At 66.5% G+C, this 18,086-nt stretch carries 13 protein-coding genes; 2 read left to right on the plus strand and 11 right to left on the minus strand.

Going from position 1 to position 18,086, the window contains the following annotated elements:
• Positions 1 to 395: 395 nt before the first annotated feature.
• Positions 396 to 2,333: a M23 family metallopeptidase gene (locus AUL30_RS10730; RefSeq protein WP_062227892.1), complete on the plus strand. Its 1,938-nt coding sequence runs from the start codon at positions 396 to 398 to the stop codon at positions 2,331 to 2,333.
• 64 nt (positions 2,334 to 2,397) lie between these two features.
• Here the strand turns inward: AUL30_RS10730 and mgrA are convergent, their stop codons facing one another.
• From mgrA to AUL30_RS10755, 5 genes are all read right to left on the minus strand, one after another.
• The gene (mgrA, locus tag AUL30_RS10735; RefSeq protein ID WP_062227893.1) at positions 2,398 to 3,432 is read right to left on the minus strand and encodes an L-glyceraldehyde 3-phosphate reductase; all 1,035 of its coding nucleotides are present in this window, start codon (positions 3,430 to 3,432) and stop codon (positions 2,398 to 2,400) included.
• 139 nt (positions 3,433 to 3,571) lie between these two features.
• Positions 3,572 to 4,540, minus strand: a complete 969-nt coding sequence (locus AUL30_RS10740; protein ID WP_192843054.1) for an extensin-like domain-containing protein — start codon at positions 4,538 to 4,540, stop codon at positions 3,572 to 3,574.
• 35 nt (positions 4,541 to 4,575) lie between these two features.
• The gene (locus tag AUL30_RS10745; protein ID WP_083507861.1) at positions 4,576 to 5,910 is read right to left on the minus strand and encodes a L,D-transpeptidase; all 1,335 of its coding nucleotides are present in this window, start codon (positions 5,908 to 5,910) and stop codon (positions 4,576 to 4,578) included.
• A 175-nt stretch (positions 5,911 to 6,085) separates the two neighbouring features.
• Positions 6,086 to 6,493 (minus strand): hypothetical protein, encoded by a 408-nt coding sequence (locus AUL30_RS10750; protein ID WP_062227895.1) that lies wholly within the window; start codon positions 6,491 to 6,493, stop codon positions 6,086 to 6,088.
• A gap of 23 nt (positions 6,494 to 6,516) precedes the next feature.
• Positions 6,517 to 7,353, minus strand: a complete 837-nt coding sequence (locus AUL30_RS10755; RefSeq protein WP_062227896.1) for an aldo/keto reductase — start codon at positions 7,351 to 7,353, stop codon at positions 6,517 to 6,519.
• 105 nt (positions 7,354 to 7,458) lie between these two features.
• On the opposite strand from AUL30_RS10755, the gene AUL30_RS10760 reads away from it, so the two are divergent.
• A complete protein-coding gene (locus AUL30_RS10760; protein ID WP_062227897.1) occupies positions 7,459 to 7,845 on the plus strand; it encodes a PRC-barrel domain-containing protein in 387 nt (128 codons plus the stop codon).
• Positions 7,846 to 7,926: 81 nt separating this feature from the next.
• Here AUL30_RS10760 and clpB read toward each other — a convergent pair whose 3' ends face one another.
• The 6 genes from clpB to AUL30_RS10790 form a co-directional block, all read right to left on the minus strand.
• Positions 7,927 to 10,548 carry an ATP-dependent chaperone ClpB gene (gene clpB / locus AUL30_RS10765; protein WP_062227898.1) on the minus strand — a complete coding sequence of 874 codons (2,622 nt, stop codon included), beginning with the start codon at positions 10,546 to 10,548 and terminating at the stop codon, positions 7,927 to 7,929.
• A gap of 188 nt (positions 10,549 to 10,736) precedes the next feature.
• Positions 10,737 to 11,831, minus strand: coding sequence for a DUF4167 domain-containing protein (locus tag AUL30_RS10770; protein ID WP_244490795.1), 1,095 nt, complete (start codon positions 11,829 to 11,831; stop codon positions 10,737 to 10,739).
• 388 nt (positions 11,832 to 12,219) lie between these two features.
• Positions 12,220 to 13,092 carry a peptide chain release factor N(5)-glutamine methyltransferase gene (prmC, locus tag AUL30_RS10775; protein ID WP_062227900.1) on the minus strand — a complete coding sequence of 291 codons (873 nt, stop codon included), beginning with the start codon at positions 13,090 to 13,092 and terminating at the stop codon, positions 12,220 to 12,222.
• A complete protein-coding gene (gene prfA / locus AUL30_RS10780) occupies positions 13,085 to 14,164 on the minus strand; it encodes a peptide chain release factor 1 (RefSeq protein ID WP_062227901.1) in 1,080 nt (359 codons plus the stop codon). The genes prmC and prfA overlap by 8 nt, the downstream gene beginning before the upstream one ends.
• Positions 14,165 to 14,272: 108 nt before the next feature.
• Complete coding sequence (gene ptsP / locus AUL30_RS10785) at positions 14,273 to 16,498, minus strand: phosphoenolpyruvate--protein phosphotransferase (protein ID WP_244490802.1); 2,226 nt, start codon at positions 16,496 to 16,498, stop codon at positions 14,273 to 14,275.
• A 123-nt stretch (positions 16,499 to 16,621) separates the two neighbouring features.
• Positions 16,622 to 17,884: an aspartate kinase gene (locus AUL30_RS10790; protein ID WP_062227903.1), complete on the minus strand. Its 1,263-nt coding sequence runs from the start codon at positions 17,882 to 17,884 to the stop codon at positions 16,622 to 16,624.
• Positions 17,885 to 18,086: the final 202 nt, after the last annotated feature.

The raw sequence follows: 18,086 nt of genomic DNA on the forward strand, positions 1-18,086 counted from the left end.
CTTATAGGTCCCACAAACCCAAAACGTCAACTGGAAAAAATCGGGCTCTGTCAAAAAACTTTCAAACGCTAGATTTTCCAATGACTTGTCACAGGGCTCATATGGGTGTGCCCAGCCCCGTCCGCAAGAGGTTCTGGCCGCAAACCCCTGCAACAGCGGCGAATCGTGCGCCAAATGCCCGTCTGCGGCCGGGAATCGCGGTTCGCTGACGGGCCGATGGCCTGCCCGTGCGCATTGACAAGAGCGACCCAAAGCAGCCAATCGTTGCGCCGACAGTCCGCCTCACGGAAGACGCTTTCCATCCATAGACGGGAATGCGCGCCATACAGAGGCATAGGCCCCGGGATTGCGCCTTTGCGCAGTGCTGCCGGTATGGCCAGACGACAAGGATGTGGATGAAGCAGGAGCGGCAGGTGCTGGAGGAGCTGGGCGACGCGCCTGCGCTGATCGCGGATCGGCGTCGCCGGCCCGACCGTCGGCAGGTGTCCGCCCGCTGGCTGGCTGGCACGCTCCTGACCGGCGTGACCTCGGTCACGCTGATGGGCATTGCCCTGTCGGCCGCGCATGAGGGCCATCCGCTGCTGACGCGTCCTGTCGTGCAGGGCCTGCCGCAGGCCATGGCTGCGCCTGACGCGCCGGTCGTGCGTGGCGAGCGGGTTTTTGCGACGGCCATTCCGCTAAGCCGGAGCAAGCGCATCCTGGAAGTGCCGACCATGATCAGCGAGGGGAGCCGCGATGTCATACGATCGCTGCCCTTCGCCTATGTGTCGATGACGCTGGGCGCCCGCCACACCGCGACGGATGATTATCCGGGCTTCGATCCCATGAACGTCTTTGCCGAGGACGACGAGGACGGCGGCGGCAAGAACACCGAGCAGGGCCAGATCTACGGGGCGCGGGTCGAATCCGATGTGCGCCTGGCGGTCGAGCCATTCAATCCGGCCGATCCGAAGCTCGACACCTTCGACGACATCGGCACCGAGGAGGCCGAGGCGCTTCTGCGCCAGACCGAGCAGGACCTGGAGACGACCCCCGTCCAGGTGGCCGCCTTCCTGCCCTTCGATCCCGGCCGCTTCGACCCGATGAGCGATGTGCAGGCCTATGTGCCCGGCTCCGCCTTCCGCGTGATCCAGGAGAATGTCTCCGTCGCCGAGGCGGACCAGGGCCTGGAATCCTCGCCGCGCTACTCGGAAGAGATCATTCCGCTGCGCGAGACCGAGAGCATCGAGGAAGCCCTGACCGAAAACGGTTATGGCGTCGAGGAATCGAAGCACGCCGCCAGCGCCCTGTCACAGTTGCTCGACCGCGACGAGGTGCGCGCCGGCGAGGTGCTGCGTCTCGGCCTTCTGGCGCATGATGGCGGGCCGGCGCTGGTGCGCCTGTCGGCCTATCGCGGCACGTCGCATCTGGCGACCGTGGGCGTGTCGGATACGGGGCGCTTCGTCGAGGGTCCGGAGCCCAGGCTGAGCAAATCCGTGGCCCAGGCTTTCGACGAGAACGCCACCGAAGAGCCGATGCGCTCGAGCATGCCCACCGTCTATGACGGCATCTACCAGGCCTCCCTATCCTACGGGCTGGACGACCGGCTCGTGCGCAGGCTGATCCGGCTTCTGGCCTCCGACCTGGATTTCCAGGCGCGGCTGGAGCCCACCGACAGGCTGACAGTTCTCTACTCACTGTCGGAAGGCAAGACCGAAGCCGACGCTTCGTCCGATCTGCTCTTCGTCGAGGCGCGTTTCGGCAGCATCGAAAAGCGCTACTACCGCTATTGGGATTCCGACTCGGAAACGCTCGACTACTACGACGCGGAAGGGCGCAGCTCGCGCCAGTTCATGCTGCGCAATCCGGTGCCGAACGGGCGCTTCACCTCGCCCTTCGGATCCCGCCGGCACCCGGTGCTCGGCTATTCGCGCATGCATTGGGGCGTCGACTGGGCGGCGCCGCGCGGCACGCCGATCCTGGCTTCGGCCAGCGGCGTCGTCACCCATGCGGGATGGACGAGCGGTTACGGCCGCCAGACCGTAATCAAGCATGCGAACGGCTATGAGACCTCCTATTCGCACCAGAACAGCATTGCCAAGGATGTGACGGTGGGTGCCAAGGTTCGCCAGGGCCAGGTGATCGGTGCCGTCGGCTCGACCGGCCTGTCGACGGGCAACCACCTGCATTACGAAGTCTCGGTCAACGGCCAGCGCGTCGATCCCATGCGCATTCGCCTTCCGGCCAGCCGTTCGCTCAAGGGTGAACAGTTGCAGGCCTTCCATGAGGAGCGCGAGCGCATCGACAAGCTGATCGAGGACAGCACCGGCGACATGCGCCTGGCCGGCCGGTAATGCGAACGCCCCGGCACGAGGGCCGGGGCGCTGTCTGCCATTCACCTGCCGGAAGCCCGAGCTGTCAGGCCGGGCGGATGCGCGACTGGGCGCGCCACAGATCGATCCCACCATCGGTGGCGTAACCGTCGATCTCTGCCAGCTCCTCGACGGAAAACTCCAGGACATCGAGCGCATCGATCGAATTGTCGAGCTGCTCCACGCTGCGCGCGCCGATCAGCGCCGAGGTGACGGCCGGCTGGCGCAGGACCCAGGCAATGGCCATCTGCGCCAGGGACTGGCCGCGCCGTTGCGCGATCGCCGACAGGGAGCGGATGCGCGCCAGGTTGTCGTCCGAGATCAGGTCACGCTTGAAGGACACGCCCTTCGTTGCGCGGGAGCCCTCCGGCACGCCGTTCAGATATTTGGCCGTGAGCAACCCCTGCGCGAGCGGCGAGAAGGCGATGCAGCCCAGCCCGAGCTCTCCCAGCGTGTCCAGCAGCCCATCCTCGACCCAGCGATTGAGCATGGAATAGGAAGGCTGGTGGATCACGAAGGGTGTGCCCTGGGCCTTGAGGATGCGGTAGGCCTCTCGCGTCAGTTCGGGCGAGTAGGAGGACACGCCCACATACAGCGCTTTCCCGGAGCGGACGGCCTGGTCGAGCGCCCCCATGCTTTCCTCCAGCGGCGTGTCGGGATCGGGCCGGTGGTGGTAGAAGATGTCGACATAGTCGAGCCCCATCCGGGCAAGGCTCTGGTCCAGGCTCGCCAAAATGTACTTGCGCGAACCGGCATTGCCGTAGGGGCCCGGCCACATGGGGTAACCGGCCTTGGTGGAGATGATCAGCTCATCGCGGTAGGGGCGGAAATCGAGGTTCAGCCAGCGCCCGAAATGTTCTTCCGACGACCCGGGAGGCGGGCCGTAATTGTTGGCCAGGTCGAAATGGGTCACGCCCCGGTCGAAGGCGCGCCGCAGCACGGCGCGGCCGGTTTCGAAGGAGTCCACCCCGCCGAAATTCTGCCAGAGGCCGAGCGATATGGCCGGGAGTTGCAGCCCCGATCGGCCGCTTCGCCGGTAGGGCATGGTTTCGTAGCGGCCATCCGAGGCACTGTACGGCATGGGGGTTCCTCCCTTGAGCCCCGGGCAGATCCGGGGCTGGTCGGAACCTTGTAACAAATCACGGGCCGGTTTGAAGGTCGAAGGCGGCGCGGGCGGCCGCCATAGTCCCGTGCCGGCTACACGACACGGTGAGCCAGGCTCAGCGGCAATATGTGGAATCGTTGTTGCGCGCCGCGATGTCGAGATGGAAGTGCGTATCGTGATCCGCATCCGTGCCGGGGCCGAGAACGGTCCGGAACGGCCCGCACGCCGTGCGCCGCGCCTTGGCCAGGAACTTGTCATCCGCCGAAGACGGCGTCTGGGCCTTCACCTCGACGGTGCGCCCCCCATCGAAGCCGAAGGCGGATATATCGATGGCACTGCCGCGCGAATGCTCCGAAATGCGGCTTTCGCTGGCCCGCGCACGGCAGACATAGGTCGACGCCTGCGACAGGCTTTCCAGCTTCGCCCCATCCAGGAGCTCGCTTCCAGCCGCCACGACACCGTCCGATACCCAGATATCCAGAGCGAGCGCCGTGCGGCACAGCATCTGCGTCGGGGGCGCGACGGTGACGCCGCTCGACAGGGCCTCGATGCGCACCGGTCGCAGGACGCCGCAGTCCCCGTCGGAGATCGTATCCTCGATCGAAAAGCGCACCCCGCGCTCCGTCAGTTCGGCCTCGCAATCTTCGGCATCCTTCAAGGCGGCGGCCGCTTCGACCGCCTGTTCCGGGGTTACGGCAGCGTCCGGGGTTTGCGGGGCGTCGGGCTCGGGCTTGGTGCGGGCCTTGTCGGGGGAAATATAGGCAGGTTGCGGCGCGGGCGCCGGCTCGGCCGCTTCGGATGGCGCTTGCGAAGGCCCGGCTGCAGCGTCCGGCGGCGTCTCCGGCACAGGGACCACCGGCGGTACGGTCGCCTCGCCGTTGGCCTCCGGCGCGGTGTCCGGGGTTGCCTCAGGCGCAGCTTCCGCGGGCCGGTCGTCCGGAACGGGCAGTTCCTCCACCGGCCGGTTCTGCGGCTCGGGCGTCGGCGCCGATGGTTCGGCGCCCTCGGCGCCCGGCGCGGGCGTTGGCACCGGTGCGTTCTGATCCTGCGCCAGCGCCGGCAGCGTAAGCGCTACCCATACCATCGCGGCCGCTCCGGCCATCCCCGCTCGGCGCATGGTCACTCCACAAATTCGACGGTGACCCCGGATTTGACCAGCTTGGCCAGTTCACGGGCATCCCAATTGGTCAGGCGGATACAGCCATGGCTGTTGGTCTTGCCGATCTGCGAGGGCTCTGGCGTCCCGTGAATGCCATAGGTCGGCTTGGAAAGAGCGATCCAGACCGAGCCGACCGGGCCGTTCGGCCCCGGCGGGATGGTGAGCACGCTCGTATTCTGGCCCTGCTGGAAGTTGATCTTCGGATTGTAGGTGTAGTTCGGATCGAGCGCCACCCGCGCGACGGTGTGCACCCCGCTCGGCGATGGCGTCGCGGACGATCCGATGGTTGCCGGATAGGCCACGACGAGACGGCCGGCCTCGTCATAGGCGCGGACCTGCTCACGCCCCTTGTCGGCGATGATCCGCGTCACGGGCGTGGTGACGTTGCGCCCCACGTCCATTACTTTCAGGATCGTCCCCGGGCGCGAGAAATCGGCGCCGGGATTGATCTCCTTCAGGTAGCCCTCGTCCATATGGAAGCGCTCGGCCAGCATTTCCGAGACGCGCTGATAGGACATTGCGGGCAGGAGTGCCTTTTCCGCGTAATCGCTTGGAATGGAGGCGACGAAGGGCCCGGAGACATCCTCATTGGTGATTTCGTACTGGATGACCGCGGGCCCGCCCGTCGCGTAGAGCTCTTCCAGGAGCGCCTGCGGATTGGTGGCGTCGATCTGCCGCCCGGTCATCTCGTAATAGGCGGCGACCGCTTTGTTCACGTTGGAGCCCAGGCGCCCGTCGATGACGCCCGGCGAAATGCCGGCGCGGTCCAGAATGACCTGCAGCGCCGCGGTCTCCGCCTTGGCGTTGCGGCCCGACGGTCCGGCCACCGGAGGCGCCGGGTTGGTTTCGATCATCGGCTGCCCGGGGGCCGGCATGGCCGGCTGCGGCTGCTGCACCGAGCCCGTATAGGTATCGTCGATGGGCGGCAGGCCCGCGCGCTGCGAGGCGCCGGCCGGCGGGCGCGGCATGGAGTCGATCGCCGCGGGGCTGCGTCCGCCGCCGGCCCCGCCATACTGTCCGTAAGGATCGTACTCGGCGCGCCCCTCGAGCACGGCGCCGGGGGGCGGTGCGCCACGCGCCGGCTCCTCGATCGATACGACGCGGCCATAGGGATCGACCGTGACGATACGCCCCTCCTCGTCGATGAAGCGGCGGACCTCTCCGATATCCTGCGATTCGTAATAGGGATCGTTCTGCGGGTAGGCGCGCTCGGGCGCCCATTGCGCCGAAGCCGGAACGGCGCCGCACAAAGCGGCGAGACATACGACATGGGTGAGCGGGCGCAGACGCATCATGACCAATCCTTCGATGCCCCCGCCGCACCGGCGGAGGGCACAGCCATCCACGGACGGAGGTCCGTCCATAAGCTATTGCAAGATATGGTTACCGAAAGGCAAAAATATACGGCGCAATTGCGCCCGACATGGCCGAACCTCTCCAACGTATGGCCGATGGGGTCGGCGTATGCCATCACAGGCCCGGCCGCGCCGGCCCCTGCTCCGAGCGCCGCAGGCGGAAGCGGACCGGGTTCGGCTCGTGATCGTAGATCGCCCCGGTATAGACATCGACGCCAGCACCGACGGCACCGACGCCGGTCATCAGGTTGCGCGCCGCGCCGGTGGCGCCCGCCAGGGTGATCTTCGGCTGCACCTCGATTGTCTGGCTCGTGAAGCCGGGCTTTTCCGCCGTCACGGTGAAGGCCTCGCCGCGCGGGGCGCGGATGGTGCAAGGCCCCCGGCAGACCCGCCCGTAGCTGGTCCGCACCAGGGCGTCGGCAGGATCCACCTCGATGGACACCTGGTCCGACGTGCCGCGCGTGATGGTTCCGCACCCCGCCAGCACCAGGACAAGGGAAAGGCTGACAGCAATTCGGTACATGGGCGATGGGTCCGTTGACACTCTCATATGATGGCAAGCGGAACCTTGTGCGACGGTGGCGCGAAGGCTTCGTCCATCTCGGCCAGGTCGGCCGGTGACAGCTCCAGCCGCAAAGCGGCGGCATTCTCGGCCGCATGGGCGGGATCGCCGGCCTTCGGGATCGCGAGCGTGTTTCCGTCACGGATTGCGAAGGCGAGAGCAACCTGCGCGGGCGTTGCGCCATGCCGTTCGGCGATGCGCCGCAGGCCGGACCGGCTCAGAAGCTTGCCGCCCTGTCCCACTGGGGAATAGGCCATGGCGGGCATCCCCTTCTCCCGCATCCAGGGCAGGAGGTCGAACTCGGCCCCCCGCTCCTCCGGGTTGTAGAGGATCTGGTTTGTCGCACAGGCACGCCCGCCGGCAACGCTCATGAGTTCTTCCATATCGTCCGTGTCGAAGTTGGACACGCCCCACAGCCCGATCTTGCCATCCTTCTGCAGCCGCTCGAAACCACGCAATGTCGCCTCCAGCGGGTGGCCACCGCGCCAGTGCAACAGGTACAGATCCACCCTGTCCGTTCGCAACCGTCGCAGACTGTCCTCCAGGGCGCGTATCGTGCCCGCTTCCGATGCGTGCGACGGCGCCACCTTGGACACGAGGAACAGATCGTCCCGCCGCCCCGCTATGGCCTCTCCCACCAGTTCCTCCGATGCGCCGTCGCCGTAGATCTCTGCCGTATCGACCACCGTCAGCCCATCGTCGAAGCCGATCCGCAAGGCCCGGATCTCCGTCCCGCGGTCGGCCCGCCCTTCGGCCATCATCCAGGTCCCTTGGCCGATGGCTGGCACCGTGCGGCCGTTGGGAAAGCTGATCGTGCGCATGCTAGAATCCTTGTCCGACATTTCCATCAATTGCGGTTCGGGGAGGAACGGCAGCGCCGAAGCCTCGTTGTGGAAGAGACGCTGAGACAAGAAGGGAGGTTCCCAATGTCCATCGACAATGAAGCACTGCGCAGTGGCGAGGTCGCCATCGGCGCCGACGCGATCGAGGCCAGCCGGGTCAACGGAACGCGGGTCTACAACACCGAGGGCGACCATCTCGGGCATATTTACGACCTCGTCATCGGCAAGCGGGACGGCAAGGTCAAATACGCCATCATGTCCTTCGGTGGCTTCCTCGGCATCGGCGAGGAGTACCACCCGCTGCCGTGGGAAGTCCTGAAATACGACGAACGGCAAGGCGGCTACGTAGTCGGCCTGACGGTCGAGCAGTTGCAGGGTGCGCCCCGCTATGCGGACAGCGAGCGCCCGGACTGGGTCGATCCGGCCTATGGCCGCCGCATCGACGATTATTACGGCATCGCCTCCTACTGACGGGGCCCGACATATCGAACGACGAAGGGGCGGCCCATGGGCCGCCCCTTCGCTTATCTGTGCACCGCGGACCGGCGTGGCTCAGGCGGCCACGCGCTCCCCGGAACTGCCGTCTTTCGAGCCGACGACATAGAATTGCAGCCTGTCGTTGCCGGCAGAGATCTTGACGATATCCTCGTCCTTGATCTCGCCCAGGAGCAGGCGTTCGGCGAGCGGATCCTGCACCTCGCGCTGGATGACGCGCTTGAGCGGGCGGGCGCCGTAAGCCGGGTCGTAACCCTTGTCGGCCAGCCACTCGCGGGCGCTCTCTTCCAGTTTGAGGGCGATCTGCCGCTCCCGGAGCAATCCTTCGAGCCGCTGCATCTGGATATCGACGATGGCGCCCATCTCGGAGCGATGCAGCCGGTGGAACAGGATGATCTCGTCCACGCGGTTCAGGAATTCGGGGCGGAAGCTCGACCGCACCACATCCATCACCTGTCCGCGAACGCTTTCGACATCTTCCTCGTCCTTCAGCGCGACGAGATACTCCGCGCCGAGGTTCGAGGTCATGACGATCAGCGTGTTGCGGAAGTCCACCGTGCGCCCCTGCCCATCGGTCAGCCGACCATCGTCGAGCACCTGGAGCAGGATGTTGAAGACATCCGGATGCGCCTTCTCGATCTCGTCGAACAGGATGACCTGATAGGGCCGGCGCCGGACCGCCTCGGTCAGGACACCACCTTCCTCATAGCCGACATAGCCGGGAGGCGCCCCGATCAGCCGCGCCACGGAATGCTTCTCCATGAACTCCGACATGTCGATCCGGACCATCGCCGTTTCCTCGTCGAAGAGGAACTGCGCCAGCGCCTTGGTCAACTCCGTCTTGCCCACGCCCGTGGGGCCGAGGAAGATGAAGGAGCCGATCGGCCGGTTCGGATCCTGCAGCCCGGCCCGAGCACGGCGCACGGCCTTGGACACGGCCTGCACGGCCTCTCCCTGACCGACGACGCGCTTGCCGATGACGTCCTCCATCCGCAGCAGCTTGTCGCGCTCGCCCTCCATCATCCGGTCGACGGGAATACCCGTCCAGCGAGAGACGACCTGCGCCACGTGATCGGCCGTCACGGTTTCCTCGACCATCGAACCGGGGCCGCTCGTATCGGCGCTTTCCGCTTCCTTCAACTGGCGTTCCAGCTCGGGGATTTCACCATAGGCAAGCTCCCCGGCGCGCTGGAACTCGCCATTGCGCTGCGCGATGGCCAGCGCGTTGCGAGCCTCGTCCAGTTGTTTCTTCAACTCGGCGGCGTGACCGAGCTTCGACTTCTCGGCCTGCCAGCTCGCCGTCAGCGCGTCGGACTGCTCCTGCAGATCGGCGAGCTCGGCCTCCAGCCGCTCCAGACGGCTGCGGGCTCCGTCGTCCTTTTCCTTCTTGAGCGCCTCGCGCTCGATCTTGAGCTGCACGATGCGCCGGTCCATCTCGTCCAGCGCCTCGGGCTTGGAATCGACAGCCATGCGCAGGCGTGCCGCGCCCTCGTCGACAAGGTCGATGGCCTTGTCCGGCAGGAAACGGTCGGTGATGTAGCGGTTCGAAAGCTGCGCTGCGGCGACCAGGGCCGAGTCCGAGATCCGCACCTTATGATGCTGCTCGTACTTCTCCTTCAGGCCGCGCAGAATGGAGATCGTGTCCTCGACGGTCGGCTCGTCCACGAAGACGGGCTGGAACCGCCGCGCCAGGGCCGGATCCTTCTCGACATGCTTGCGATACTCGTCGAGCGTGGTCGCGCCCACGCAGTGGAGCTCCCCGCGCGCCAGCGCCGGCTTCAGAAGGTTGGAGGCGTCCATGGCACCGTCCGCCTTGCCGGCCCCGACCAGCGTGTGCATCTCGTCGATGAAGAGGATGATGTTGCCGTCGGCCGACTGGACCTCCGACAGGACCGATTTCAGCCGCTCCTCGAACTCGCCGCGATACTTTGCGCCGGCAATCAACGCGCCCATGTCGAGCGCCATGAGTTGCTTGTCACGCAGGGATTCGGGCACGTCGCCGTTGACAAGGCGCAGCGCCAGGCCTTCCGCGATCGCGGTCTTGCCCACGCCCGGCTCGCCGATCAGCACCGGATTGTTCTTGGTGCGGCGGGACAGAACCTGGATCGTGCGGCGGATTTCGTCGTCGCGGCCGATCACCGGATCGAGCCGTCCCTCGCGCGCATCCTTGGTCAGGTCACGGGCATAGCGCTTCAGCGCATCATAGGCCTGTTCGGCCGATGCGCTGTCGGCCGTGCGACCTTTGCGAATGTCGTTGATGGCGCCGTTCAGCGCATTGGGCGTCACGCCGGCGCGCGACAGGATATCGGCCGTGCGGGCGCTCTTTTCCATGGCGAGTGCGAGCAGAAGCCGCTCCACCGTCACGAAGCTGTCGCCGGCCTTCTTGGCGATCTCCTCCGCCGTTGCGAAGACCTTGGCGGTCTGCGGCGCAAGATACATCTGCCCTGCGCCGCCGGTGACGCGCGGAAGCGCCTCCAACGCCGCATCGACAGCCAGCCGCACATCCTGCGGACGTCCGCCGGCGCGCTCGATCAGGCCGGACGCCATGCCCTGGTCGTCGTCCATCAACACCTTCAACAGGTGCTCGGGCAGGAACTGCTGGTGGTCGCGCGTCAGCGCCTGAGTCTGCGCCGCCTGGACGAAGCCCCGCGCGCGCTCTGTGTACTTCTCGAGATTCATTTCCCGTCATCTCCTTTCGACGACGACCCGCCCTCGCGGCATCGTTCATCAATCCGTGGAGTCGGCTCCCTTTCGGCGAACCGCTGACATCGATATGGGAAGCCTTTCAAGTCCCGAAAAGACCCTGAAACAGAAATGGCCCGGCGTCGCCGCCGGGCCATTCGAACATGCTGCAGTATCGGGTCGTCTCAGCTGTCGGAGCCGACCAGGAATGCCGGCAGGTGGGTCTCCCCCTCGGCCGAATCCTCGTCACCCTTCTTGCGACGGGGACGGGCAGGCGCCTTGCGCTTGGGCGCGGCATCGGCGGCTTCCACGGCCGGTGCCTCACCCTCGACCGCCTTGACCGCGCGGCGGCGGCGCTGGGCGGGCTTTTCGTCGCCGGCATCCTCATGGGCCGCAACCGGTGCCGGAGCGCTCGGCTCGACAGCCGGCGGTGCGGACACAGCCGCGGCCTCGACCGGAGCGTCGACTGCATCCTCGCGCCGCGGACGGCCGCGGCGGCGGCCGCCATCGGCCCGCACGTCGGCGCTTGGCTGCGTCGACGCATCGTCGGCGAAGGTCGCCTCGGCGATGTCGGGCTGCGGTGCGCCGATCGCGGCGACATCCGACGGGCCGGAATGGCCCTGGCCTTCACCCCGATCGCGGTTGAAGCGCTCGCGCCGACCCTCGAAGCGGTTGCGACGGTCGTCGCGATCGCGGCGGAAATTGTTCTCGTCGTTCCGGCGGGCATCCTGCGAGCCGCCTTCGCCACCGGCTTCAACCTGTCCCTCGCCGCCGTTCTGCCGCTCGCGGAAGTTGTTACGGCGCTCATCGCGGCGGTCGCGGCCATGATCGCTGCGGCCGTTCTGCCCGTTATAACCGCCCTGCCCGTTGTGACCGTTCTGGCCGCCCTGCCCGCTTTGGCCATTCTGACCGTTCTGGCCATGCGGACGCTCGTTCTGGCCGTTCTGGTACGGCATGGGGGCAGCCATCTCGCCGCCCTCCTCCATCTCGTCCTCGTCGCCGTCATAGTCACGGTCGTTGGCCTGGAGTTGGAAGCTGCCCTGCGCAGCGGCAACGATCCGGCCGTAATGCTCGGCATGCTGCAGGTAGTTTTCGGCCATGACGCGGTCGCCGGAGGCGGTGGCATCCCGCGCCAGCGTCGTATATTTTTCGGCGATATGCTGGGCCGTGCCGCGGATCTTCACGTCCGGGCCGTTCGACTCGTAGCTACGCTGGAGCGGATTGGGCCCCTTGCGCCCACGTCCACGCATACGCTTGTTCTGCTGCTGTCCTGGCCTCATGCTATTCCTGTCTTTGGATCGCCGCCCCGCCACTGAACGCCGCTCGGGCGTCGTATCGGCGGTCGGTCTGGCCCCCACGTAACGGGCGGTCCCGCCGCCGCGCATGAAAATTACCCGTTTGAGCTTTGACCTTGCCTATCCAGCCTGGCCGGATGCAGCGCAACAGCTCCACAATGTTTCGTGTTGATCGTGTCCTGTGATTGATCACCGACACAAGGACGGACCGGAGCCATATCGGGGGTTGACATACTGGCCGCCTCCTCGAAGGCATCAGGCCATCCCTGCCGATCATTCCGTCTGTGTCACCTAGTCCTAGTGGCTGAAATGCGGTCTCACAAGGGGTTTATTGCATCGGCTGCCGATAATTTTGCGTTATTCACGCACAATTTCATGCCGTGCGCCGGCGAAACCAGAGCGCACGCTCCGTCCCGGACAGGTCGTCCGCCGAACCGCTCTGGATCAGGCCTTGCGCCTGCATGAGCGAGACCACCTCGGGCCCCTGGCCCTGACCGATCTCCAGAAAGAGATCGCCGTCCGCAGCCAGGCACGTGGCAGCCCCGGCGGCGATGGCGCGGTAGGCATCGAGCCCGTCCGGCCCACCATCCAGCGCACGGCGCGGATCGTGGTCACGCACGTCACGATCCAGCGCGTCCACGGTCGCGGATGCGATATAGGGCGGGTTCGACAGGATGGCGTCGTAGGGCCCGGTCACGCCCGCCAGATAGTCTGCCTGCAGAGCGGCGAAACGCTCCGCCACCCCGGCGGCGCGCGCGTTTTGCACGGCCATGTCGAGCGCACCGGGCGCGATATCGATGGCCAGGCATTGCGCCTGCGCAAATTCGGCCAGGAGCGATATGGCGATCGCCCCCGTGCCCGTTCCGACATCGACGAAGCGAAACGGCGCCTGCCGGCCGAAGCGGGCATCGAGCACCCTAACAGCCAGATCGACCAGTGCCTCGGTATCGGGGCGCGGCTCCAGCGTGTCGGGCGACAGGGCGAAGACATGGTTCCAGAAGGGCCGCGCGCCGAGGATGCGAAAGACCGGTTCCCCCGCCGCGCGGCGCGCCAGAAAATCCTCGAAGCGGGCGGCCTCTTCCGGCGTGACCCGCCGCTCGGCATTCAGGTGAAGCTGTGCCGCCGTCAGGTCGAAGCTGGCGCAGATGAGAAGCCGCGCATCCAGAGCCGGGCTGTCGACGCCAGCCGCCGCCAGCCGCTGCCGCGCCAGGCGATTCAACGAACCGATGGTGGTTGCCTCAGGCATCCGCGCCCATCGCGGCCAGGAGCGCGGCCTGGTGGTCGGCCACCAGCGCGTCGACCAGTTCGTCCATCTCTCCCTCCAGGACGCGGTCCAGCTTGTAGAGCGTCAGGTTGATGCGATGATCGGTTACGCGCCCTTGCGGGAAATTATAGGTCCGGATGCGCTCGGACCGGTCGCCCGAGCCAACCTGCGATCGGCGCGCTTCGGACCGCTCGCTGTCCTGGCGCTGGCGCTCCGCGTCGAACAGGCGCGCCCGCAGCACCTGCATGGCGCGGGCCCGGTTCTGGTGCTGCGACTTCTCGGACGAGGTTACGACGATTCCGCTCGGTATATGGGTGATGCGAACCGCCGAGTCCGTCGTGTTGACATGCTGTCCGCCGGCGCCGGAGGCGCGCATCGTATCGATACGGATATCCTCGGCCCGGATTTCGATATCGACATCCTCGGCCTCGGGCAGGACGGCAACCGTGGCGGCGGAGGTATGGATGCGCCCGGACGATTCGGTCGCCGGCACGCGCTGTACGCGGTGGACGCCGGATTCGAACTTCAGCCGCGAGAAGACGCCCCGCCCCTTGACCGAGGCGATGACCTCCTTGAAGCCCCCGACCTCGCCGTCCGATGTTTCCATCACCTCGACCTTCCAGCCCTGGAGCTCCGCGTAGCGCTGATACATGCGGAACAGGTCACCCGCGAAGAGGGCGGCTTCCGAGCCGCCCGTCCCGGCGCGGATTTCCAGGATCGCGCCTTTTTCGTCGGCCGCATCGCGCGGCAGAAGCAGAATGAGGATCTCGTCGGACAGGTTCTCGATGCGCTCCTGCAGCGCCCCGAGCTCGGCCGAGGCGAGATCGCGCATCTCGCGGTCGGCAGAAGGATCTTCCAGAAGCTCCTTCAAATCGGTCTGCTCCTTGCGGGCAGCGTGATAGAGGCGGATCGCCGCCACCACATCCTCCAGGCCTGCATATTCGGCCGCCAGCCGGGCATAGACCTCATGATCGGGGCCCTTCGCCATCTCGGCCTCCAGATAGGCCGAGCGCTTGAGGATCTCGTTCATCGTATCGGCAGGCAAGATCGCCATGATTATCCTAAGAAAGTGATGGTCCCGGCCTTTGCCGGCGCATTGGATGATGCGGCGGACGGCATCAAGGCCTGTTCCCCCCGCATGGCGGTGGCCGCCAATGCCGCGCTATAGCGGAATATTGTGGCGGGCCGCGTAGTCGCGCAGGAAATCGCGAAGACGCCCCTGCCGGAACCTGTTCTCGAGATAGGTTTCCAGTTCCTGGGCAAGATCGGCGACATCGAGCTCTAGGAGCATGGCCTTGACCGGCCCGATCGACGCCGTCGTCATGGATATGGAGCGGAAGCCGATGCCGATCAACGCCATGGCCGAAAGCGGCTGGCCGGCCATTTCCCCGCACAGCGTCACGGAAACGTCGTTGCGCTCGCCGGCGCGCAGGATCTCCCGCAGCGCCTTCAGGAAGGGCGGGGAGAGGTCGTCGAAGCGGCCAGCGATCTGGGCGTTGCCGCGATCCACCGCACAGAAGAACTGGAACAGATCGTTCGAGCCGATCGACACGAAGTCCACCAGCGCCATCAGCTCGTCGAGCTGGTAGAGCATGGACGGAACCTCGATCATGGCGCCGAGCTTGAGCCGGCGCGGCATGACATGGCCGAAGCGCGTCTGCTGCTTGAACTCGCGGGAAATCAGGTCCCGCGCCTGGCGCAGTTCCTCGATATCGGTGACCATCGGGAACATGACGCGCAGCTCGCGCCCGCCAGCGGCGCGCAGGAGCGCCCGCAGCTGCGTGCGCATGAGCCCCGGCTTGTCGAGCGCCAGGCGCAGCGCGCGGTAGCCGAGCGCGGGGTTTTCCTCCGGCGACTGGTGCAGGTAGGGCAGGACCTTGTCGCCGCCGATATCCAGCGTCCGGAAGGTCACCGGCTTATCGCCCGCCGCATCCAGGACAGAGGCGTAGAGCCGCTCCTGTTCGCTGGTCTTGGGCATGGACGACGCAACCATGAATTGCAGTTCCGTCCGGAACAGGCCCACCCCGTCGGCCCCGGAATCGGCAAGCTGCGGCAGATCCACCAGAAGGCCGGCATTCACCAAAAGGTTGATGCGGCAATTGTCCTTGGTTTCGGCCGGCTGGTCGCGAAGCTGGCGGTAGCGCTCCTGCCGCCGCGCGCGGAAGGCGACGCGCTCTTCGAAGACATCCTCGATATCGCTGGGCGGGCGTAAGTGGACGACGCCCTCTTCGCCGTCCACGATGATCGCATCGCCCTTTTCGGCCATCGACACGGCGCCCTTGGCCTGCCCCACGACAGGGATGCCGAGCGCCTTGGCGACGATGACGACATGGCTGGTGGCGGCGCCCTCTTCCAGGACCAGGCCGCGCACCTGCTCGCGCCGATAGTCGAGGAGTTCGGCCGCGCCCATGTTGCGGCAGACGATGATCGCATCGCCCGAAGCGTCCCCGCCGAAGGGATCGGCAGCCTGCCCCATAAGCTGGCGCAGCAGCCGGTTGGCAAGATCGTCGAAATCGTGCAGCCGCTCGCGCAGGTAGGGATCGGCCATGTGCATCATGCGGGCCCGCATGTCCGACTGCACCTTTTCGACCGATGCCTCGGCGGTCAGTCCGTTGCGCACCGCCTCTTCCAGCTTGCGCACCCAGCCGCGATCATTGGCGAACATGCGATAGGCTTCGAGCACGGCGCGGTGCTCGCCCTCCGCCGCGATGTCGCGCCGCGACAGCATGTCCTCGATCGAGATGCGCAGCGAGGACAGGGCTTCGCCAAGCCGGCCGACCTCCCCTTCGACATCCTCGTTAAAGAGGTTCGTCACCACCACGCGCGGCTCGTGCAGCACGACCCGGCCAAGGCCGATCCCGTCCGCCAGGGCCGTGCCCTCGATGACGACCGGGCGCGACAGATCCAGGACGACGCCGGGCCGCGACAGGCCTTCCAGGCTGCCGGCGGCGATCATCTCGGCAATCACCATGCCGACGGTTTCGAGCGCTTCGGTTTCCTCGTCGCGGTAGACGCGCTTGGACTTGTTCTGCACCACCAGAACGCCCAGCGTGCGGCCCGCACGAAGGATCGGCACACCCAGGAAGGAGTTGTACACTTCCTCGCCCGTTTCCGGCAGGTAGGTAAAGGCCGGGTGCTTCTGCGCGTCGTTCAGGTTGAGCGCGCGGGCCGTCGCCGCAATGGTGCCCACCAGGCCCTCGCCCAGCTGCAGCTGCGCCAGGTGCACGGAGCCCGGGTTCAGACCTTCCGTGGCGTAGAGCTCCAGGACGCCGTCCGCCCGCAGAATGTAAAGCGAGCAGACTTCGGCGACCATGTTGGCGGCGATCTGGCGCACGATCTCGTCGAGCCGCGCCTGCGGCTCCAGCGGCTCGGCCATGAGCTCCCGCATGCGGCGCAGGAGCACCCGCGGCCCAGGAGAATCGCTTCTCGTCACCGGCGTCATCCGTTCATCACGTTGCAGGCGCCGCCGTCAGGACGCCGCTGATTCGGGCGCGTGAGCCGCCGCCCCCATTCAGGGACGAACTTTGTCCAGACCGTAGACCGAATGCAAGGTCCGAACCGCGAGTTCGGAAAACTCCCCATCGATCAGGATGGAGATCTTGATCTCCGACGTGGTGATGGCGCGGATGTTGATGCCCCGGTTCGCCAGGGCCTTGAAGGCCGTGGCGGCAACGCCGGTATGGCTGCGCATGCCGATGCCGATCACCGAAACCTTGGTCAGCCCGCCCTCGGACTGGATGATGTCGAAGCGCATGTCGGCCTTGGCCGCCTCGATGATGCGCGTGGCCTTGTCCAGATCGCTCGCCGGGACGGTGAAGGTCATGTCGGTGCGGGTGCCGTCCTCGGACACGCTCTGCACGATCATGTCGACGTTGACGCCCGCATCGGCCAGCGGTCCGAAGATGGCGGCTGCGATGCCGGGCCTGTCCTCCACGCGCCGGAGGGAGATCTGGGCCTCGTCCTTGGCATAGGCGATGCCGGTCACGACCTGCTGTTCCACGATTTCATCCTCATCGCAAATGAGCGTCCCGGGCGGATTGTCGAAATCGCCCATTCCGGGCGCGTCCGGGTCTTCGAAAGACGAGCGCACGAAGGTGCGCACCTTGTGCACCATGGCGAGTTCGACCGAGCGGACCTGCAGCACCTTGGCGCCGAGCGAGGCCATCTCCAGCATTTCCTCGAAGGAAATGCGATCCATGCGCCGGGCCCGCGGCTCGATCCGCGGATCGGTCGTGTAGACGCCGTCGACATCGGTATAGATGTCGCAGCGGTCGGCCTTGATCGCTGCGGCGATGGCGACGGCGCTGGTGTCGGAGCCGCCCCGGCCGAGCGTGGCGATGCGGTTGTCCGGCGCCAGGCCCTGGAACCCGGCGATCACGGCGACCTGGCTGTCATCCTCGAAGCGGCGGATGATGTCCGAGCCGTCAATATCCTCGATCCGGGCGGCGCCGTGGCTGTTATCCGTGCGCACGGGGATCTGCCACCCCATCCAGGACCTTGCATTGACGCCCATCGACTGCAGGGTGATCGCCAGGAGGCCGGCCGTCACCTGCTCGCCGGAGGCGACCACGGTATCGTATTCGCGCGCATCGTGGATGGGCGAGGCTTCGCGGCACCAGCCGACGAGCTCGTTCGTCTTGCCGGCCATGGCCGATACGACGACGGCGACGTGGTGGCCGGCATCGACCTCGCGCTTGACGTGCCGCGCGACGTTCCGGATCCGATCGACATCAGCGACGGAAGTGCCGCCGAACTTGAGTACGAGACGCGCCATGGGACCGTTAAGAACCTGGGTTGACGGCGGGCTTGCCGGGCCGCCGCAAATGGGCAGAATGTCTTCGGCGGCAGGCGCCGCAGGGCGCCACGCCCCCTGAAGGGCACTGCCCAGTAACCGAAATTACGGCCCCTCGCAAGAAGCTCGGCGCGCGCGCCCGCCCGGCCCGTAGCCGGACGCGACGCCCATTGACTTGCCTGTG

The organism is Aureimonas frigidaquae, assembly GCF_001463905.1.
GTDB classification, from domain to species: domain Bacteria; phylum Pseudomonadota; class Alphaproteobacteria; order Rhizobiales; family Rhizobiaceae; genus Aureimonas; species Aureimonas frigidaquae.

Bases quoted from the DNA above. Each gene is read 5' to 3' on its own strand.
- AUL30_RS10750 (WP_062227895.1), bottom strand. From the start codon at position 6,493: ATGTACCGAATTGCTGTCAGCCTTTCCCTTGTCCTGGTGCTGGCGGGG.
- clpB (WP_062227898.1), bottom strand. From the start codon at position 10,548: ATGAATCTCGAGAAGTACACAGAGCGCGCGCGGGGCTTCGTCCAGGCG.
- AUL30_RS10730 (WP_062227892.1), top strand. From the start codon at position 396: ATGAAGCAGGAGCGGCAGGTGCTGGAGGAGCTGGGCGACGCGCCTGCG.
- AUL30_RS10770 (WP_244490795.1), bottom strand. From the start codon at position 11,831: ATGAGGCCAGGACAGCAGCAGAACAAGCGTATGCGTGGACGTGGGCGC.
- mgrA (WP_062227893.1), bottom strand. From the start codon at position 3,432: ATGCCGTACAGTGCCTCGGATGGCCGCTACGAAACCATGCCCTACCGG.
- prfA (WP_062227901.1), bottom strand. From the start codon at position 14,164: ATGGCGATCTTGCCTGCCGATACGATGAACGAGATCCTCAAGCGCTCG.
- AUL30_RS10740 (WP_192843054.1), bottom strand. From the start codon at position 4,540: ATGGTATGGGTAGCGCTTACGCTGCCGGCGCTGGCGCAGGATCAGAAC.
- AUL30_RS10745 (WP_083507861.1), bottom strand. From the start codon at position 5,910: ATGATGCGTCTGCGCCCGCTCACCCATGTCGTATGTCTCGCCGCTTTG.
- AUL30_RS10790 (WP_062227903.1), bottom strand. From the start codon at position 17,884: ATGGCGCGTCTCGTACTCAAGTTCGGCGGCACTTCCGTCGCTGATGTC.
- prmC (WP_062227900.1), bottom strand. From the start codon at position 13,092: ATGCCTGAGGCAACCACCATCGGTTCGTTGAATCGCCTGGCGCGGCAG.
- AUL30_RS10760 (WP_062227897.1), top strand. From the start codon at position 7,459: ATGTCCATCGACAATGAAGCACTGCGCAGTGGCGAGGTCGCCATCGGC.
- ptsP (WP_244490802.1), bottom strand. From the start codon at position 16,498: ATGCGGGAGCTCATGGCCGAGCCGCTGGAGCCGCAGGCGCGGCTCGAC.
- AUL30_RS10755 (WP_062227896.1), bottom strand. From the start codon at position 7,353: ATGCGCACGATCAGCTTTCCCAACGGCCGCACGGTGCCAGCCATCGGC.